The sequence below is a fragment of the Ruegeria sp. HKCCA5491 genome, assembly GCF_013034565.1.
In the GTDB taxonomy this organism is placed as follows: domain Bacteria; phylum Pseudomonadota; class Alphaproteobacteria; order Rhodobacterales; family Rhodobacteraceae; genus Ruegeria.
This window is the reverse complement of sequence record NZ_WQGG01000001.1, coordinates 671,156-687,868: the sequence shown is the minus strand read 5'-3', so window position 1 is coordinate 687,868 and position 16,713 is coordinate 671,156. Positions and strand designations below refer to the sequence as shown.

The following is a 16,713-nucleotide window of genomic DNA, read 5'->3' as shown; positions in this document are numbered from 1 at the left end:
CGGAAGCGGAGGGCCGTGGTCATTACTGACCAGCGGCTCTTTTTCCGGTGACTTAATAGTGTTGATTAGTTGACGACTTAAGCCCGCGCATCACTCGCTGGGGGTGTACCATATTGGCGAGGAATAAGCGCGTTCCTGATGAACCAACTGGGCTTCTTCTGGCAAATCAATGCCAAAGCGCAATTTGTCATACAGAACCCAGCGCGGTGTCGGGATTTCCAACACTCGAACATAGTAGAATGCTCTTTGGCTCGGATCGAACTCGGGGTCGGTCCACACGGTCAGAAGTTCAGATGTCCCGATCGTATTGCTCCAGCTTGCGGTATCGAGATCGACTGTATTGCCAACCTCAGGCAACTGGCCATTCGAATCCAATGCGCGATCGCCGGACCAGGCGACATTGAACACTTTCTCCTGAAGCTCACCTTCAGCATCCAGCCAGCCCTTTACGACCTGTACCCGGTCCAGATTTGCGCCAATGGGGTCGCGCAGAGCGCCAATCAGGAAAGATGGCGCGCCATCGCCCTCACGCGGGCGCAAGTCGCTGCCCATGGGCACACCTTTGGTATAACCGACATCCGCGACCAGCCGCGTCAGTAGGTCGTCGTCCTGAAAATCCCAGCCACCGAAAAAGCGCAGGCCGATGCGCGGCCCGGTCGTGGCATAGGTCTCCCGGCGTTTGAAGGCGTCAAAGATCGCCGCACGAGTGTTATCGGACGCCCAAACCGCAGTGTACCCGGACGCGACAAGCGTGTGTCCTTCGAATGCGCCCAGTTCACTTTCCACAAAGGGATGCAGAACGCGCGTTGCCGAAGGTTCAGCACTTACCGACTTGCCAAAGTAGTTTTCCTCTTCCGCGGTCGCCAGTGAGGTGTGGCTGTCCGTGGCGCCGCCCATGCCGAATTTGTAGGGGTTCACTCCGAACTTTTCCTCAAGCGCCAAGCCGCGTTTCAACGCCTCGCGCGCGTATTCACCGGCCAGCATGTCCTCGGTCTTGAGTTCGGTGATATCCAGATTGCCAACATCCCAGTTTTCGTAATCGGCAAACGGATCATCGGGGCTGAGATAGGGGTGAGCCTCGCCGTCGCCCTTGATTTGCGTGACTTCGTAATGCGGCTCCCACTTTGCGCGGTTTTGAACATACTCTTCGTCCACTTTTCCGCCGTGGTAGGTGTCTTCGGTCGGGAACATCCAGCCATTGGACAGGTTTCCGTTATGGGCAAAGGCAACGGCCCGCCCACCGGTTTTTTCCTGATACTCTTCCAGCCAGGCGTACAAGGCCTTGGGATCGGTATCCCCATAGGGCGGCTGCGTGACCGGTGGAACCATTTGCAGCGCACGAATTGGACCATCGCGCAGCATGACGTTCCGGTGCAGGTTGAACCCTTTCGGAACCGAGGTCCATTCAAAGCCGATGAACGCAGTGAACTTGCCCGGATCATTATGACGTTCGGCCGCCAAAACGATCTGTTCCCAGGTGAACGCAAAGGCATCCGCGCCGGGGCTGTAGGATTCAAGCAGGATTTCCGGCAGGGTCATCTGCGAAAAATTCGTAATGATGTCAAAAGCAGCCTTGGCCGCGTTCTCGCCACCTGCCTTGTACCCCTCGTACCACTCCAGTCCTTTCGGATCGGACAGAACACCGGGTTTCCCGGCTTGCAGGTCAGGTGCAAACCCCATCAGATCGGTATGATCCGTCAGAACCATCCAATCCAGGGGCCGCGCCAACCGAACGGGCTGGCCTGTGGATGAAATGACTTGTTCACCTTTTGCAAACCGCCAGGCTTCGTCGGGCAGCAAGGTATTCCCGAATGCGCCAGCATCCAGTGACAGCCCGGTGTGAAGGTGCGTATCCCCCCACAAGGGGCGCTCGGGGAACGTGCGATTGGCGTAAGGTGAAAAGGGGCGTTCCGCAAACGTGCCTTCGGCGGCTTGCTTGCTTGGAACAGCGTCAGCAAAAGTAATGGTGGGCAGCGAAATAAAAGCCACCAAACACGAACGCAGTCTGACCATCGAAATCTCCCCAGTAAAAAAGTCGAAAAATACAGGCGATTCAGCCGTCTCCTAAGGATATTCTATTTTTCTAATATATCCGAATGAATTTTTGTTTGGGCGCGCCGGTAGGAGGGGTGAAACCAGAACCGCGCAACTGCGGCGTATCCCGCGAACAAAAAAGGTGCGCTCAGTTGTCCCGAACGCACCTAATTTCAGATCGTGTATTAGGCTTAGCCGAACCGTGCAATCGGGCCTTGCGGAATATCGGCCAATTCCACGGCTTTGTCGATCAGGAACAGCGCCTCCATCTTGGAGTGGGCCAGCAAAGAAACGTCGTCTCCAACATGGAACGAGAAGTTGGTCGGTGAATGCACACCTGCAAGTTCACCTGCCGGAATCTGGGACAGTCGGTGCGTCAATTGTTGAGCGCCCATACCCTTTTTCTTGTCATGGATAAGCAGGAATACCCCGTTGCCCCAATAGGTCGCAAAGTTGCGCCCTTCCTGTGTGACGGACAAAAGCGACGATCCTGCCGAAGCCAGGAATTCCCGGAATTCGCTGGACGGGCTTGACGCAAAAATCTCTTCTACATCTGCGACTTTTACGGCCACGATCTTGGAGGTTCTGGAGTGCATTGTCGCCAGTTGAACAACGTAGTTTTCGAACTCGGCCAATCCAATGCAACCTGTCAGATCTCCAAAATAGAGCGGGTCGGTCAGGCTGAAATTTGGATTAACTTCCGAGTCGTTATTCGCGTAAACATCGGCTTCCATCACTTCGATCGCTGCGCGTCGTTCCGCCGCCAGCCTGTATGCATCAGAAAGCCGTTGCTTCAGATCGGCAAACTCGAAGGGTTTGGTCACATAATCTGTTGCGCCAACCTCGAAAGCCTCGTCGATATACTGCTTTTGCACCATGGCAGTTACCATGATGATCGGCGTAAACTTGTAATCGGGCAACTTGCGCGCTTCTTCGCACAACGTAATGCCATTCATCTCGGGCATTTGCACGTCAAGCAGCAGGCAGTCGAACGGCTGATCGGTTTCTGACAAAATTCGAATTGCTTCGTGACCGCTGTTTGCCGTCACAACATCTTCGTAGCCGAACGCTCCCAGAACGCAGATTAGCAGCTCCAGAATGCTTGGGTCGTCGTCTACAGCAAGTATCCGCATAACTATTCACCAGGTTTTGCCACCGAACCGACCTTTGGGCATTGCAGACGTCAGGCAAAGATCGGTTGGCGAGTGGATTATTTAGGTTTGGTCAGCCTGTCGGACAAAAGCGGCAAAACATTGACACTTGAAGGGCGCGCATGTGTCCCACCTTACATTTTTTCGCGTTGCATCTTGGCACGGGTGAAATAGGCCGTAGGGCGCTATTGGTAGACTTGACCGTGCCAAAACCAGGCATTCCAAGTTGTGTACGATGCTCAGTTGTAGCCCGCGACTATTACGCGTTCCTTAATGTTTCCTGAAATTCTGGCTGAGTTTGGCGACCGCAAAGAAAAGCGGAGGTAAGTCAACCTCTTGCGAGAATGATCATGCCCTTAAAGCTCATGCCTAGAGCGTAAAATGGTCAAGCAAATATACATATAGGTATCTTGCGTTTGCTCAACCCAAGGTATGGGAGGAGATTTGGTCACACATGCCATACAATCATAAGGAGAGCGCCACTAATATATAGACTTGCCGTTCAGCTTCTTGGCATAAGTGTGGCAAAATTAAGAGCAAAATATGGACCGACCACTCAGGTACGAGCAGGCATACCCGGCGTCGCAACTTCTGCCGGACCTTGAACCTGCCAATGATATTCCGGCTGGGCCGAAAGTCTCGGCGCGGCAGAAGATGTTCGCGCTCAAGCGTGGATTGTCCGAGCGTCAAAGCAAGCTCGGCAGCATTCGTGCAACCACGTTGAACTTCCGCAATATGCACGAGCACGGCACTCTGCTTGCAAAGTACCTTGAGACCCGAAAGGCAATCTTCATAGACCGGCTGAAGTGGCAGATCGGCGAAGTCGATGGGATGGAGTTCGATCAATACGATACCCCAGCCTGCCGCTGGGTGATCCTGCACGAATTTGGCGAGGTGATTGGCGGGGTGCGGTTGCTGCCGACTTCGGCGCGCTGTGGCATGTACACTTATATGCTGCGGGACGCGCAGAAAGGCATCCTTCCGGGAATGCCTACAGACGTTCTGTTTTTTGAGGCTCCGGTAAATCCGAAAGTTTGGGAGGCGTCGCGCTTCTTCATCGCTGACAGTGTTCCGTCAGCACGCAGGATGGCCGTACAGCACGAACTGTTTTATCAGATGACGGTGAACGCCGAAAAAGGCGGTGCATCACGGATACTGGGAATTGTGCCGTCCATCTGGGCGCGTTGGTCGCGGCGTTTGGGCGTAGGGGCCGCACCCGTTGGTGCCAAGTTTGCGATCGAGGGAAGCTACAGCCAATCCGTGCTGTTTAATATTAAGAACGATTCAGACTGATCCGCCGCGATTTCTCGATAACAAGAGTGAATTCTGGCGCTTTTCGACGGCGCCCGGATCTGATAGAATACGGAGTAAGGTCAAGCCGTTTGGCATGCGCGCGCAGAAGCGCGTTTTGGACTTGAATTAACTATTTGATTTGACTTGTAAAAAATACGATCGGGGCACGGCATTGTCGAAATCCGCCCGTTGCCCGACAAAATAACGTCAAGAAATGAACAACATTTAGGGGCTTTTCCGGGCTTTTTGCCGCTGTTTCGTCCCACTCACTGCCTAGGCTAAGGGCGTTAATGAGGTCAAATGCGGTTCACCAGTCATGAAACATACGAACCCGGGAAAAGAACAATTCCAGCGTAAGCTGGAAACCCGCGCGCTGCAGAAAAGAACACTAAGAGTGCTTGCCGTCGACGACGAGCCGAGCATTTTGGAGTTGCTGCAGGCGGCACTGGCTGAATTCGAAAACTATGAAATCTCGGTCGCGGGTTCAGCCAGCGAAGCGTTGCAGGCCATAGAGTCGTCTGAGACACCGTTTGATTGTTTCCTGCTTGATATTCAGATGCCCGAAACAAACGGCATCGAATTGTTGCGCCGCATTCGACAAATCCCGGAACACGCGGAAACCCCGGCCATCATGCTGACCGCAATGAGTGGCCGCAAATACGTGGAAGACGCGTTTTTGCAGGGTGCGTTTGACTATGTCAGCAAGCCTTTTGATTTCTTTGAGCTGCGCAGTCGAATGCACGCGGCCCACTTGTTGATGCAGGAGAGGATCAAGGCGCGCAGGACATCTGCGTCGGTGAAAAATCTCCGCGAAGAACTGGACCATAATCAGCAATTCAGCTTCGAGGACCCGCTTACCATAGATGGGCTTGAACGCTGCTTGAAATATGTCGAGTTCGACAACTATATCGAACAACTTTCAAGAGGCCGTCTTTTTGAATCCTGGGTGACCGCTATCAAACTTCAGGATGCAGAGTTCCGCTTTGATCTGAACGATTTCGGAGGCTTCCGGCGCGCGATGGCCGATCTGGGCCGTAGTATCGAACTGACAACCGGGAACTCTGAGGCCGTGTTTTCCTACAGGGGAGGCGGCGCCTTCCTTGTGGTTGTTCATGGGCGGGATCGGGCGGCCGGGCTGCCCAAGGAAGACCAACTCAATCATGTTTTCAGTGACACACTCGGTCGACGGGGTGCCTCTGGCTATATGAGGGCTGTGATGAGCCCGCCGGTTTCAATGCGTTCAATTTCCAAGACAGGTGCGTTTGCTGCAATGAATAATGCTATCGAAAAAGTTGACGGTCGCGAAAAGGCTCTTCGAAAGGGGACCGAAGTCGAGCCCCAACAAAGATGCGAAGTCCGAGTAGGGCGCAAAGAAAAATCTCAGAAAAGACTTTTCGACACGGTTTTGCGCGAGATGTACGGAAACGAATCCTATCTGGCGGGTAAATAGTCTCGCCACCCTTGTTTCCATCAGGACCCTGCGGGGACTTCTTCCGCGTTCAAGATCAATGGACCGCTGGTCCGCATTGTAAATGTGAGAACAGGTTCCGGCATTTCGACATCTGACAGCGAAAAATGTATCCGCCTCAGGACTGAAGCCATCAAAATCATGATCTCGGTTTCAGCGTACTGCGCGCCAATGCAAATTCTGGGTCCGGCTCCGAATGGAATATACTGGCCGCGGGGTGGTGGAGTTCCCATAAATCGCTCGGGGCGGTATTGCGCGGGATCTTCCCACAACACTTCATTCCGATGCAGCGAATAAACTGGGAAGAAAAGCGCATCCCCTTCTTTAATTTTGACATCTTTGACCTGAATGGCCTCGGAGGCGTCACGGGCGAAGAAGGCCGCAGATGGGTAAAGGCGCAGGGTTTCCTTGATGTGGGCCCGAAGCAGCGGCAAATGCTCCAGATGAGAAAACTCAAGCTTGCCTTCGGGACATACTGTCCGAATTTCGTGCCGGATACGGGTTTGCATCTCTGGGTTCAGTGCCAGCAGGTAGTATCCCCACGCCAAGGCATTGGCCGAGGTTTCGTGGCCAGCGACAACAAAGGTCAGCAGGTTGTCGACGGTTGTCTCGGCATCCTCAAAGTCTTCCTTCAACGCATCAATCATCAGGTCGAGGAAGTCTTCTGGTTCTTCGCGGTTTTCCGACCGGCGCAGTTCAATAACATGCCGGGCCAGATCGCGCATGTCCGTGACCGGAGCCTTACTGCTAAGCCATTTCTTGCGAGGAAGCCATTTCGGAAGCCCCATCAAATCGAACAAGGACAGGTCTGAAATATAGTTGAAATAGGCGATAAGCCCGACGCGAATTTGCTCGGAGCTGACTTCTTCGTTCCCCGAGAAGATGACCCGTGAAATGTTTGTCAGCGTAGAAGCGGGCGCGATCTGCGAAACGTCGACCGGACCCTCGTTTTCGGCAAGAGACTCGGCAACTTCATACCCGGTCTCGGCAAAGTGGCGGGACAAAACAGGCAGGTTTCTGGCTGCAAAAAGCGGAGAATAACGGTGTCTTTGTTTGCGCCACTTTTCGCCTTCCGACAGGATCAGGCCGTTGCCGACCGCGGATCCGATAATGTCCTTTGTGAACTTTGCCTTTGGGAAATAACGGCCGCCTCCGACAAGCAGTTCGGTGACCATTTCCGGGTCGCAAATGTAGTGGATGTTCAGAGGCCCACGCACATAGGTCTGACGAAGCGTTTCGGCCGGAATGACTTCTAACATGTTCCGACCAGCGGATCGCGCGAACTGAAGCAACGTTACCGGCTTTTCAGCGAGCTTCGCTGAAACCGGCGTCACGTCGAACTGTTCCATCTGACGTTTCCCAATTGTGGTCAAAACGCGGTCCCTTTTCGCTTTTCGCCGGTTATTGGGAATATTTACGTGGAGAAAGTTCAAAAAAGCAATGAGTTAGTGATCTTAGACGAGATTGATTGGCCTATTTGGGGGAAACAATTCAAGACGTATGCAATTGTGCAACGTTCATCTAGGCGGGACAATTCTTAATAAGGTTCGGGAGTATTGCCAAACTGTGAACTAAATTCCGACCAACTACGTCCTCATTGTGCCGGTACAGACATCCTGAGAGGCAAAGTAATGAAGACACCGGGATGACGGCAATCGACGCATCGCAACAGGTTCGGGACTCGGGTGAGCCCGACGACAAGCTGCTGCAAAATATCAAAGACTATACCGCCATGAGCTTTGCGCTGCTGTGGCAGCGGCAAGCGATTTTTCTGGCGACCACGATACTTACGGGCTTTTTCTTCGACCCTCTCAACGCCCTGCTGTTTTATGGAACAATCCTGATCTGCGAAGCGCAGGACCTGTACCTGGCAAAACGGGTTGCGCGCCTAAACCCGGATGAACGCGGCGCAATCGCGGTGATGGTCGCCTGGATTTTGTTGAATACAATCCTCAGTTCCACCGCGATATGCTTGTACGCTGTTTCGGTGGCGCTTGAGCAGCCTACCGGCGGCCACTTCACCCCTTTGTTTTTCCTTTTTGCCGCTGCCCTGTTTGCCGCGATGAACAACCACCAGTTTGTGTGGGCGATGATCGTGCGACTGGCCATGTACGGTGTTTCGTTCATGGTCATCGTGGTTCGGGATATCTGGGTTGAACAACCTGACTTGTCTTCGGATTTGTGGCTGCACTTCTTCACAGTCGTTTTCGTGATGTACTTTTTGATCGACTGCTCGTTGGTCTTTCTCAAGCTCTACCGCAAAAACCTCGAACAGCTTGAAAAACTGAAAGAGGAACATGAGCGCACCAAGGCAGCTTACATCGCAAAAACTCAGTTCATCTCGACTGTGAGCCATGAATTGAGAACTCCTCTGACCTCGATAAAAGGCTCGCTGGACCTGATAAACTCCGGGGTCATGGGCGAGGTGCCGGAAAACATGCAAAACCTGATCGCCTTGGCGAGCAAAAACAGCGAGCGTTTGGCGTCCCTTATTAACGACGTTCTGGACATTCAAAAGATGGAAGCCGGCGAAATGGTCATGCGCCAGACGATGATTGAGGTCGCCCCGCTGGTTCAAGAGGCGATTGCCTGCAACCTTGGCTTTGCCAGCGCGCATGACGTGGAACTTGTCGAGGACGCACCTGAACAGCAGGACCTGTTGATCAAGGGCGATGCATCCCGCCTTATTCAGGTTCTGACCAACATGATCTCTAACGCGGCCAAGTTTTCGTTCGAGGGCGGAACTGTGACAGTCGGGTTCAAGAAGATCGGACCACGGGTGCGGTTGTTCGTGAAAGACCAAGGTGTGGGCATTCCCGAAGGTAGCCGGGACAAGGTCTTTGATCGCTTCTCTCAAATTGACTCGTCCGATGAGCGCCACGCCGGAGGCACCGGGCTTGGGATGAACATTTCCAAGGAAATCGTGGAACAGTTCGGCGGAACGATCGACTATTACAGTACCGTAGGTGTGGGGACTGAGTTTTTCGTAGAATTCCCGATTGTTGACGGGAAAAGGGGCGCAAGTCGCGCGTTTTCAAGAAAGCCCGACGCCGCTTGATGAGGCTTCTCCGCGACCCACGCGGCACTTTGTCGACGGTTTAGTTAGCGGCTTGCCGAGCCTACCCAAACCGTTGCCACGGACGAAGCCGACCTGTGCGCCTCGTAGCGAACAAGGCCAAAGCCGCTGACCTTGCTGCATTGGCGTGTCTCTTGCGCGAGCCAGCCAAAACCTTTCTTCTGGTGGTCTGAGCCCTGCTTGCAAGAGGTGGTCATATGGCAAAGTCTCAAGGGACGGAAACTCGGTTGCTGGTTGTTGTAACGCCAAGTTTCAATTTGGCTGCAACAATGGGTTTCATTGATCCTTTTCGGGCCGCCAACTACTTGGATGGAAAGCCGTATTTCAAGTGGGAATTTGCCTCGGAAACAGGTGGTTACTGTGTTTCCAGTAACGGCGGCGGGATCGACACGGTGGCGTTGGATCAAGTCGCAACCAAGGGCTATGACATTGTCATCATCTCGTCCAGTTGGACGCCGGAAAAACACGTGACAGCACATATCGCAAAAGCTCTGCGACAGTGGGCGCGCAATGGCGCGACATTGGGGGCGCTGGATACGGGTGCCTTCATTCTGGCGCAGGCGGGGTTGTTAAACGGAAAGAAGGCAACAGTGCATTATGAGCATATCGACGCTTTTCAGGAGTTGTTTCCGGACGTTGAGGTGGTCGAAAACCTGTTTGTGCTGGATGGCAACCGTATTACCTGTTGCGGGGGAACTGCCGCGGTTGATTTGGGGCTGCAAGTTCTGCAGGGCATCCATGGCAGCGCCTTGGCGAACGCTGCGGCGCGGTACGTTTTCCATGACAGATTGCGCGGTCCGTCGGACATGCAGCAACCGAAGACAAACGAGCCATTGGGGACGACTGTCCCGGCCAAGCTGAGAACGGCGATTCAGGTGATGGAAGCCAACCTTGAAGAGCCCCTACTGGTTCCAGAAATCAGCAGGGCGGCGGGCCTTTCGCAGCGTCAGCTTGACCGGTTATTCTCAACCTACATAAAGAAAACACCTGCCTTGTATTATAGGGACATTCGTCTGGACCGCGCGCGTGGGCTGGTCACCCAAACGGACATGCCGATCGCCGAAGTTGCGATGGCTTCGGGATTTGCCAGCCAAGTGCATTTCAGCCGGTCGTACAAGCAAAGGTTTGGGCTGCCCCCCAGTCAGGATCGGATCGAAGGCCGCGTTCCCTTTGAGTTTCGCGCCTGGCCTATGCATCGCAAGCCTCAGGCGGGGTGATCGGGCATCGGTTGATGTCTTGAAATATCAATTTTGTGGCCAGAAAAGTTTAGAATATTAGAGTTTTTCGGCAGAAAATAACTTCTACTATCCAACACCCAGTCAAGACATGGCCAAAATAAGCGGAGTGACCGATGAGCGAGCTTCCCTCGAAAACCCAGTTTGCGCGAATTTCAGATGGCTTCAGCCCTGATCCTTTGAACACCAGTTCCTTGAAGGCAGAAGCCTATGTTGATCCGGCATGGCACCAAGTGGACCTGAACGAAATCCTTGCTAAGACATGGCAATGGGTGTGCCATGTCGAAAAACTACGGGCGCCGGGGTCTTTTGTGACAGTTGAGATTGCGAACCGCCCGATTGCCGTTGTCCGCGACCGCGAGGGGACGCTTCGCGCATTCTACAACGTGTGCAAGCATCGCGCGCATCACCTGTTGTCTGGCGAGGGCGAGACCACTCGGATCATGTGCCCGTACCATGCGTGGGTTTACAAGCTGGACGGACAGCTTGTCCGTGCGCCGGAAACCGAAAACCTGACGGGGTTTAACACGTCGGACATCTGTCTGGATCAGGTTCAGGTCGAGGAATTCGCAGGCTTCGTGTTTGTGAACCTCGACAACGACGCGCGTCCGCTGACCGAAGTTTCGGGCGACTTGCAGACCGAGATACGCCACTGGGCACCGGATATCGAAGACCTAACCTTTGGGCACCGGCTGACCTATGACATCAAGTCGAACTGGAAGAATGTCGTCGACAATTTTCTGGAATGTTACCACTGCCCAACGGCCCACAAGGATTTCTGCGATCTGGTCGATATGGACACCTACAAGGTGACAACCTACGGCATTTACTCCAGCCACATGGCCGAAGCCGGTAAAAACAGCAACACCGCGTATGACGTGTCCAACGCAACCGTGCGAACGCATGCGGTTTGGTGGCTGTGGCCCACGACCTGCCTGATGCGGTATCCGGGGCGGTCGTCCATGATCGTGCTGAATATCATTCCGGTGGGCCCGGACCGGACGCTGGAGACTTATGATTTCTATTTGGAAACACCCGAGCCTGACGAGGCCGAGCTAGAGGCGATCCGCTATCTGGATGAGGTTCTGCAACGCGAAGACATCGATATCGTTGAAAGCGTCCAGCGTGGGATGAGCACTCCGGCCTTCACGCAGGGTCGTATCGTTCACGACCCCAGCGGATCGGGCAAGTCGGAACATGCCGTTCACCACTTTCACGGTTTGGTGCTGGATGCTTACGCGAAGGCCGCGCCGTGAACAAGCCCAACATTGTTGTGATCATGGCTGATCAGTTGGCACCCCATTTTTGCGGAGCCTACGGGCATCCAACGGTGAAAACCCCGCATATTGATGCGCTGGCGCAGCGCGGGATGCGGTTTGATGCGGCCTATTGCAACTCACCGCTGTGTGCTCCGTCGCGTTTTGCCTTCATGTCCGGGCAACTGATCAGCCGGATCGCGGCCTATGATAACGCCAGCGAGTTTCGCGCCTCGGTCCCGACGTTTGCGCATTACCTTATGTCGCTGGGATACAGGACGTGTCTGTCTGGAAAAATGCATTTTGTCGGACCGGACCAGAAGCACGGCTTTCAGGATCGGGTCACGACCGACATCTACCCGGCCGATTTTGCCTGGACGCCGGACTGGGAAGCACCGGACGAGCGGATCGACAAGTGGTATCACAACATGCAGACCGTCAAGGAAAGTGGCGAGGCAATAGCCACCTTCCAGACGGATTACGACGACGAGGTTGAGTTCGCAGCCCGCCGCTGGCTGATTGACCGCGGGCGAGAGCGAGCAGGCGGGGATGACGCGCCCTTTTGTCTGGTGGCCAGTTTCATACATCCGCATGACCCCTATGTCGCAAAGCCAGAGTGGTGGAATTTGTATTCCGCTTCAGATGTGCCGATGCCGGATTTTACGCTTGCTCCGGACGAGCAGGACCCGTTCTCGCGCCGCGTAATGGATGGGATCGAGGCAAGCTATATCCCTCTGACCCAAGAAGAAATTCAAAGGGCGCGCCGAGCGTATCTGGCGAATGTCAGCTATTTCGACAGCAAGGTCGGGGCAATGGTGCGTGCGCTGAAGGATATTGGTGAACTGGACAATACGCTGGTTGTCGTCACAGCGGATCACGGCGACATGTTGGGGGAACGTGGCCTGTGGTATAAGATGAACTTCTTTGAACACTCGGCCCGCGTGCCGTTGATCATGGCCGGGCCGGGTGTGGTTCAAGGTGTGGCTGGCAACGCCTGTTCTCTGGTCGATCTGCTACCAACCTTTGTCGATTTCGCGGGTGGTACGGCAGATATCTTCGGAGAGCCCATAGACGGCCGTTCGTTATTGCCCCTTGCGCGTGGAGAGTATGACCCGGTGGACGAAGCCATTGGCGAGTACTGCGCCGAGATGACACCATACCCGGTTTTCATGATCCGCAGAGGGGCGTTGAAATACATTCATTGCGACCCGGATCCACCGCAGCTTTATGATCTGGCGTTGGAACCGCACGAAAAGACCAATCTGGCCGCTGATCCTGCTTATGCGTCTGTTGCCAAGCAATTTGCTGCAGAGGTCGTAGAGCGTTGGGACAGCGAGAGCCTGCGCGCCGATGTGATCGCCACGCAGAAATCTCGCCGTGCCCTTCATGCGGCGATGGAGGCAGGAGCAGGCGAGACGTGGGATTACAATCCGCCACGCGATGCCTCGCAGGAATACGTGCGCAATCACATGGACTGGACAGTGGCCGCAAAACGGTACCGGTATCCGCCGTTGAAGGAGAACTCTGAATGATGCTGAAGGGGAAAACTGCACTGGTCACAGGCGGGCGCGGTGGAATCGGGCGGGCGATCGTGGCCCGGTTCCTGCGGGAGGGTGCGCGGGTCTATGCCGCAGACTTAACGCCAGAGGGGTCGCTTGCTGCCCACGATGACGATGGCAGCATCTTCGTTAAACTGGACGTCACGCAAGAGGCCGACGCGGTTGCAGCAATGGCGCAAGTCGGGCGCGAAGCGGGGCAGCTTGATGTGCTTGTAAATGCGGCTGGAATCGAGATCGAAAAGACCATCGAGCAAACGACGCTGGAGGAGTGGAACCTTTCGTTCGCTGTGAATGTGACAGGAACTTTCCTAACTGCCAAACACGCGCTGCCGCTGTTGCGAGAGGCGGCACAAGGGACAACCGCTTCGATCATCAATTTCGGCAGTTATGACGGATTTATTGCCGATCCCGGTCTTGCCGCATATTGCGCAACCAAGGGGGCCGTACATGCGCTGACAAAGGCGATGGCCTGCGATCACGGACCCGAGGGAATTCGTGTCAACGCCATTTGCCCGGGTTATGTTGATACGCCGATGCTGCAAAGTTTCTTTGCAGGCGAAGGCTCTGGCGGGGGCGGTCAGTCCATCGACCAGTTGCAACAGGCCGTTCGGGACGTGCACCCCATGCGCACTTACGGAACGCCCGAAGATATCGCCAATCTGGTCAACTGGCTGGCCTCGGACGAGGCACGCTACGCCAGTGGACAACTTTGGGTTCTGGACGGAGGGCTGAGCGCGCAGGTTCAGCAGATGAAGCTATGAGCACGCTACTCACTCATGCCGTGGAAGCATCGGTGAAGCGGGATCGGGCCGCGATAGGTCCGTCGATGCGCAGCAAACCTGCACATTGGTTCAACGTATGAGGGTCGTGCAGTGATGCGGTTAGCAGGAAAAACAGCATTCGTGACTGGTGGGCGGCAGGGAATTGGCCGCGGAATTGTTGACGCTTTCGCACGCGAAGGCGCGTCAGTGACGACATGCGGCCGTGGGCCAAGACCGGACGGGTTGAAGGGCGACATCGTCTGGATATCGCTTGATGTCACAGACGCTTCTGCCGTGGACGAATTGGCAACCTCGATCAAAGACCTGAGCATCCTTGTGAACAACGCAGGCGTGCAGGTTGAAAAGAATGTGGTCGACAGCTCGGAAGCAGATTGGGACGCGGTGGTTGGAACGAATTGTAAAGGCGTATTCAACCTCTGCCGCGCGATTATCCCCCGAATGGCAGAGGGCGGCTCGATCATCAACATCGGTTCGATATCAGGAATGGTCGCGGATCCCTCGATGGCCTTGTACAACGCATCCAAGGCCTTTGTGCATGGGCTCACCCGATCAATCGCGGTCGATCACGGACCGAGGCTGCGCTGCAATGCGATTTGCCCCGGCTGGATTGAAACAGGGATGTTGGACGCCGGGTTTGATCTGGCGAATGACCCCGACGCTGCGCGTCGCGACGCGCTGGCGCGGCACGCTGTTCGAAGGTTCGGCAAGCCACAGGATATTGCAAACATGGCGGTCTGGCTGGCTTCGGACGAGGCAGGTTTCGCGACCGGTCAGTTGTTCACTGTGGACGGTGGCATGACAGCGGCTTCGCCTCTAAATCCGGGATTGTTTTGATGGATATCCAGCATACGGCCTGTCTTGGCGGCGGTGTTATTGGCGCAAGTTGGGCCGCATTGTTCCTGGCATCGGGACGGTCCGTTTCGATGTTCGACCCTGATCCGCAAGCTGAAGGAAAGGTGCGCAGCTATATCGCTGACGTCTGGCCGTCTATGGAGGAACTTGGTCTTGTTCGAAACGGAAACCCGGACACGATCACCTTTTGTCACCGTGCGACGCAGGCCGTGGAAGGTGCTGGTTTTGTGCAGGAAAATGTACCTGAGCGGCTCGACATCAAGCACGCAACCTTCCACTTGATCGAACCTGCGTTAGAGCAGGATGCAATCGTCGCAAGCTCTGCCTCCGGCTTGACGCTGGGACAGATGCAAACCGGATGGGCGGACCCCTCACGCTTTGTCTTGGGGCACCCATTCAACCCGCCGCATTTGATTCCGCTGGTTGAAGTGCAGGGAAACGACAAGACAGCTTCGGGCGTTGTCCAAGCTGCACAGGGTTTTTACGAAAGCCTCGGCAAAACGACGATCCGAGTGAACAAAGAGGTGCCGGGGCATGTGGCCAACCGCCTGCAGGCTGCACTCTGGCGCGAGGCCATTCACCTTGTTGTCTCTGGCGTTGCGTCGGTTGAGGATGTCGATAAGGCGGTCTGGGCTGGACCGGGCCTGAGATGGGCGGCAATGGGACCGACCATGTTGTTCAACCTCGGGGCAGGAGAGGGTGGTCTGGAAGCGTTCTGCGACCACTTCTCAGACACGTTCAACGGATGGTGGGATGATCTGGGTCAGGTCCATTTGACGGATGATGTGAAATGGCAAATGACCGAGGGTGTTCAGGCGGCGTCACAGGGGCAGACGCCTGCTGAACTTTCCAGAAAACGCGATGCGCTTATCGTTTCAGTGCAAAAGTCTGTATCTGGGTTGCGATAAAGCAAAAACCTTACCCCCGGACCTAGTCAGGCGTCGTCTGCCCACCGGTCTTGCGACGGCCAGCCGCGCGGAGTTTGTCGGCCGCGCTGTCGCTCCACTCTAAACGATCCTCGCGGCTTTCCAGTATTTCAACGCGATCAGCATCCAGCATGAACGTCGCTCGCATTGGCATAAGACCGTCCACGACAACCATCTGGTGGTCGGTCGGATCAATGTTCAACTGACCCGTCAAACGGACAGGTTCGTGAAAATAGGCAGGTGTCCAATCACTGTTCAGCCTGACCCGGATCATCTGGTTCGGCGGAGGAGGGGGCATGTGGCTGCACATTCCCCGTTGGGGGACCAGATACGCAATCTGGCGACCTTCTGCGTCGGGCGGTGCCGGGATTGCAAATCCCGCAACGGTTATGTTTTTGCCATCAAATACCGGATTTCCCGCGTTCGCCGCTTTTTCCCGACGCTCCATGACGACGTGACGCTGGTCAAGCAACCAGTCGATGTCGATGCCGCCTGCGGCCAAGGCAGCTTCGGTTTCGTCCAGCATCTCTTGCCAGTTCTGACGTTCTTCTCTGGTTCCGCTATCCTGCTGTAGCCTGCCGCGCAGTCGGACGACAAACAGCACATCATCGAATTCTTCGGGGCTCAGGTCGCTGTAGGGGTCTTCAAAGACTTGGGCGATCGGGTCGGGCAGGTCCGCCCAGTCAACCGAAACACCAGCCGACGCACCACTCGCATGAAGTGATAGCGCGACACTCGCGACAGCCAAACCTTGAGCCCATTTCTTCAACAACAACGACTTTTCCCGCATTTCTTGCTTTCGCCACTCATAATATAGGTCACTTTGAGCCTGGAGAAGGCGGATAATTTCACCACCCAAGGTCAAAACAATCTTTTGATCCCGCGAGCGCCCATCCAAAGGGTCGTTCACTCACCCGCATATTGGTCGGCCTGAGTATAAATCGCCGCCTTAACTGCGACTTCGCTTTAGTTTCGCGCGTGCCGTTTCCCGCCTGATTTTCGCAAAGGCCGTCCTAAATCGAGGTAAATTTTTAGGTTTTGCCAAAACCCACTCAAAAAAAGTATAATTACCCAGCTTACT

At 55.0% G+C, this 16,713-nt stretch carries 13 protein-coding genes; 9 read left to right on the top strand and 4 right to left on the bottom strand.

The window, feature by feature from the left end:
• Positions 1-90: 90 nt before the first annotated feature.
• Together GOV88_RS03245 and GOV88_RS03240 are read right to left on the bottom strand one after the other, a co-directional pair.
• Positions 91-2,013, bottom strand: a complete 1,923-nt coding sequence (locus tag GOV88_RS03245; protein WP_171122692.1) for a DUF3604 domain-containing protein — start codon at positions 2,011-2,013, stop codon at positions 91-93.
• Positions 2,014-2,225: 212 nt separating this feature from the next.
• Positions 2,226-3,167 (bottom strand): PleD family two-component system response regulator, encoded by a 942-nt coding sequence (locus GOV88_RS03240; RefSeq protein WP_171120912.1) that lies wholly within the window; start codon positions 3,165-3,167, stop codon positions 2,226-2,228.
• Positions 3,168-3,728: 561 nt separating this feature from the next.
• Here GOV88_RS03240 and GOV88_RS03235 point away from each other — a divergent pair.
• Together GOV88_RS03235 and GOV88_RS03230 are read left to right on the top strand one after the other, a co-directional pair.
• Positions 3,729-4,478, top strand: coding sequence for an acyl-homoserine-lactone synthase (locus GOV88_RS03235; protein ID WP_254428674.1), 750 nt, complete (start codon positions 3,729-3,731; stop codon positions 4,476-4,478).
• Positions 4,479-4,794: 316 nt separating this feature from the next.
• Entirely contained in the window at positions 4,795-5,928 is a 1,134-nt protein-coding gene (locus GOV88_RS03230) for a PleD family two-component system response regulator (protein WP_171239523.1), read from the top strand.
• 20 nt (positions 5,929-5,948) lie between these two features.
• Here GOV88_RS03230 and GOV88_RS03225 read toward each other — a convergent pair whose 3' ends face one another.
• Positions 5,949-7,295 carry a cytochrome P450 gene (locus GOV88_RS03225; protein ID WP_171239522.1) on the bottom strand — a complete coding sequence of 449 codons (1,347 nt, stop codon included), beginning with the start codon at positions 7,293-7,295 and terminating at the stop codon, positions 5,949-5,951.
• Between the two features lie 296 nt (positions 7,296-7,591).
• On the opposite strand from GOV88_RS03225, the gene GOV88_RS03220 reads away from it, so the two are divergent.
• The 7 genes from GOV88_RS03220 (at position 7,592) to GOV88_RS03190 (ending at position 15,614) form a co-directional block, all read left to right on the top strand.
• Complete coding sequence (locus tag GOV88_RS03220; RefSeq protein WP_171120918.1) at positions 7,592-9,004, top strand: cell wall metabolism sensor histidine kinase WalK; 1,413 nt, start codon at positions 7,592-7,594, stop codon at positions 9,002-9,004.
• 215 nt (positions 9,005-9,219) lie between these two features.
• A complete protein-coding gene (locus tag GOV88_RS03215) occupies positions 9,220-10,239 on the top strand; it encodes a GlxA family transcriptional regulator (RefSeq protein WP_171239521.1) in 1,020 nt (339 codons plus the stop codon).
• Positions 10,240-10,373: 134 nt separating this feature from the next.
• Complete coding sequence (locus GOV88_RS03210) at positions 10,374-11,513, top strand: SRPBCC family protein (RefSeq protein ID WP_171120922.1); 1,140 nt, start codon at positions 10,374-10,376, stop codon at positions 11,511-11,513.
• Positions 11,510-13,045, top strand: coding sequence for a choline-sulfatase (betC, locus tag GOV88_RS03205; protein WP_171239520.1), 1,536 nt, complete (start codon positions 11,510-11,512; stop codon positions 13,043-13,045). Before GOV88_RS03210 ends, betC begins: the two co-directional genes overlap by 4 nt.
• On the top strand, positions 13,042-13,833 hold the full coding sequence (locus GOV88_RS03200) for an SDR family NAD(P)-dependent oxidoreductase (protein ID WP_171120926.1): 792 nt from the start codon (positions 13,042-13,044) through the stop codon (positions 13,831-13,833). Before betC ends, GOV88_RS03200 begins: the two co-directional genes overlap by 4 nt.
• Positions 13,834-13,947: 114 nt before the next feature.
• The gene (locus GOV88_RS03195; protein ID WP_171239519.1) at positions 13,948-14,688 is read left to right on the top strand and encodes an SDR family NAD(P)-dependent oxidoreductase; all 741 of its coding nucleotides are present in this window, start codon (positions 13,948-13,950) and stop codon (positions 14,686-14,688) included.
• The gene (locus GOV88_RS03190) at positions 14,688-15,614 is read left to right on the top strand and encodes a 3-hydroxyacyl-CoA dehydrogenase NAD-binding domain-containing protein (protein WP_171239518.1); all 927 of its coding nucleotides are present in this window, start codon (positions 14,688-14,690) and stop codon (positions 15,612-15,614) included. The genes GOV88_RS03195 and GOV88_RS03190 overlap by 1 nt, the downstream gene beginning before the upstream one ends.
• A gap of 22 nt (positions 15,615-15,636) precedes the next feature.
• Here the strand turns inward: GOV88_RS03190 and GOV88_RS03185 are convergent, their stop codons facing one another.
• Positions 15,637-16,422 carry a DUF3299 domain-containing protein gene (locus GOV88_RS03185; RefSeq protein WP_171239517.1) on the bottom strand — a complete coding sequence of 262 codons (786 nt, stop codon included), beginning with the start codon at positions 16,420-16,422 and terminating at the stop codon, positions 15,637-15,639.
• Positions 16,423-16,713 lie beyond the last annotated feature (291 nt).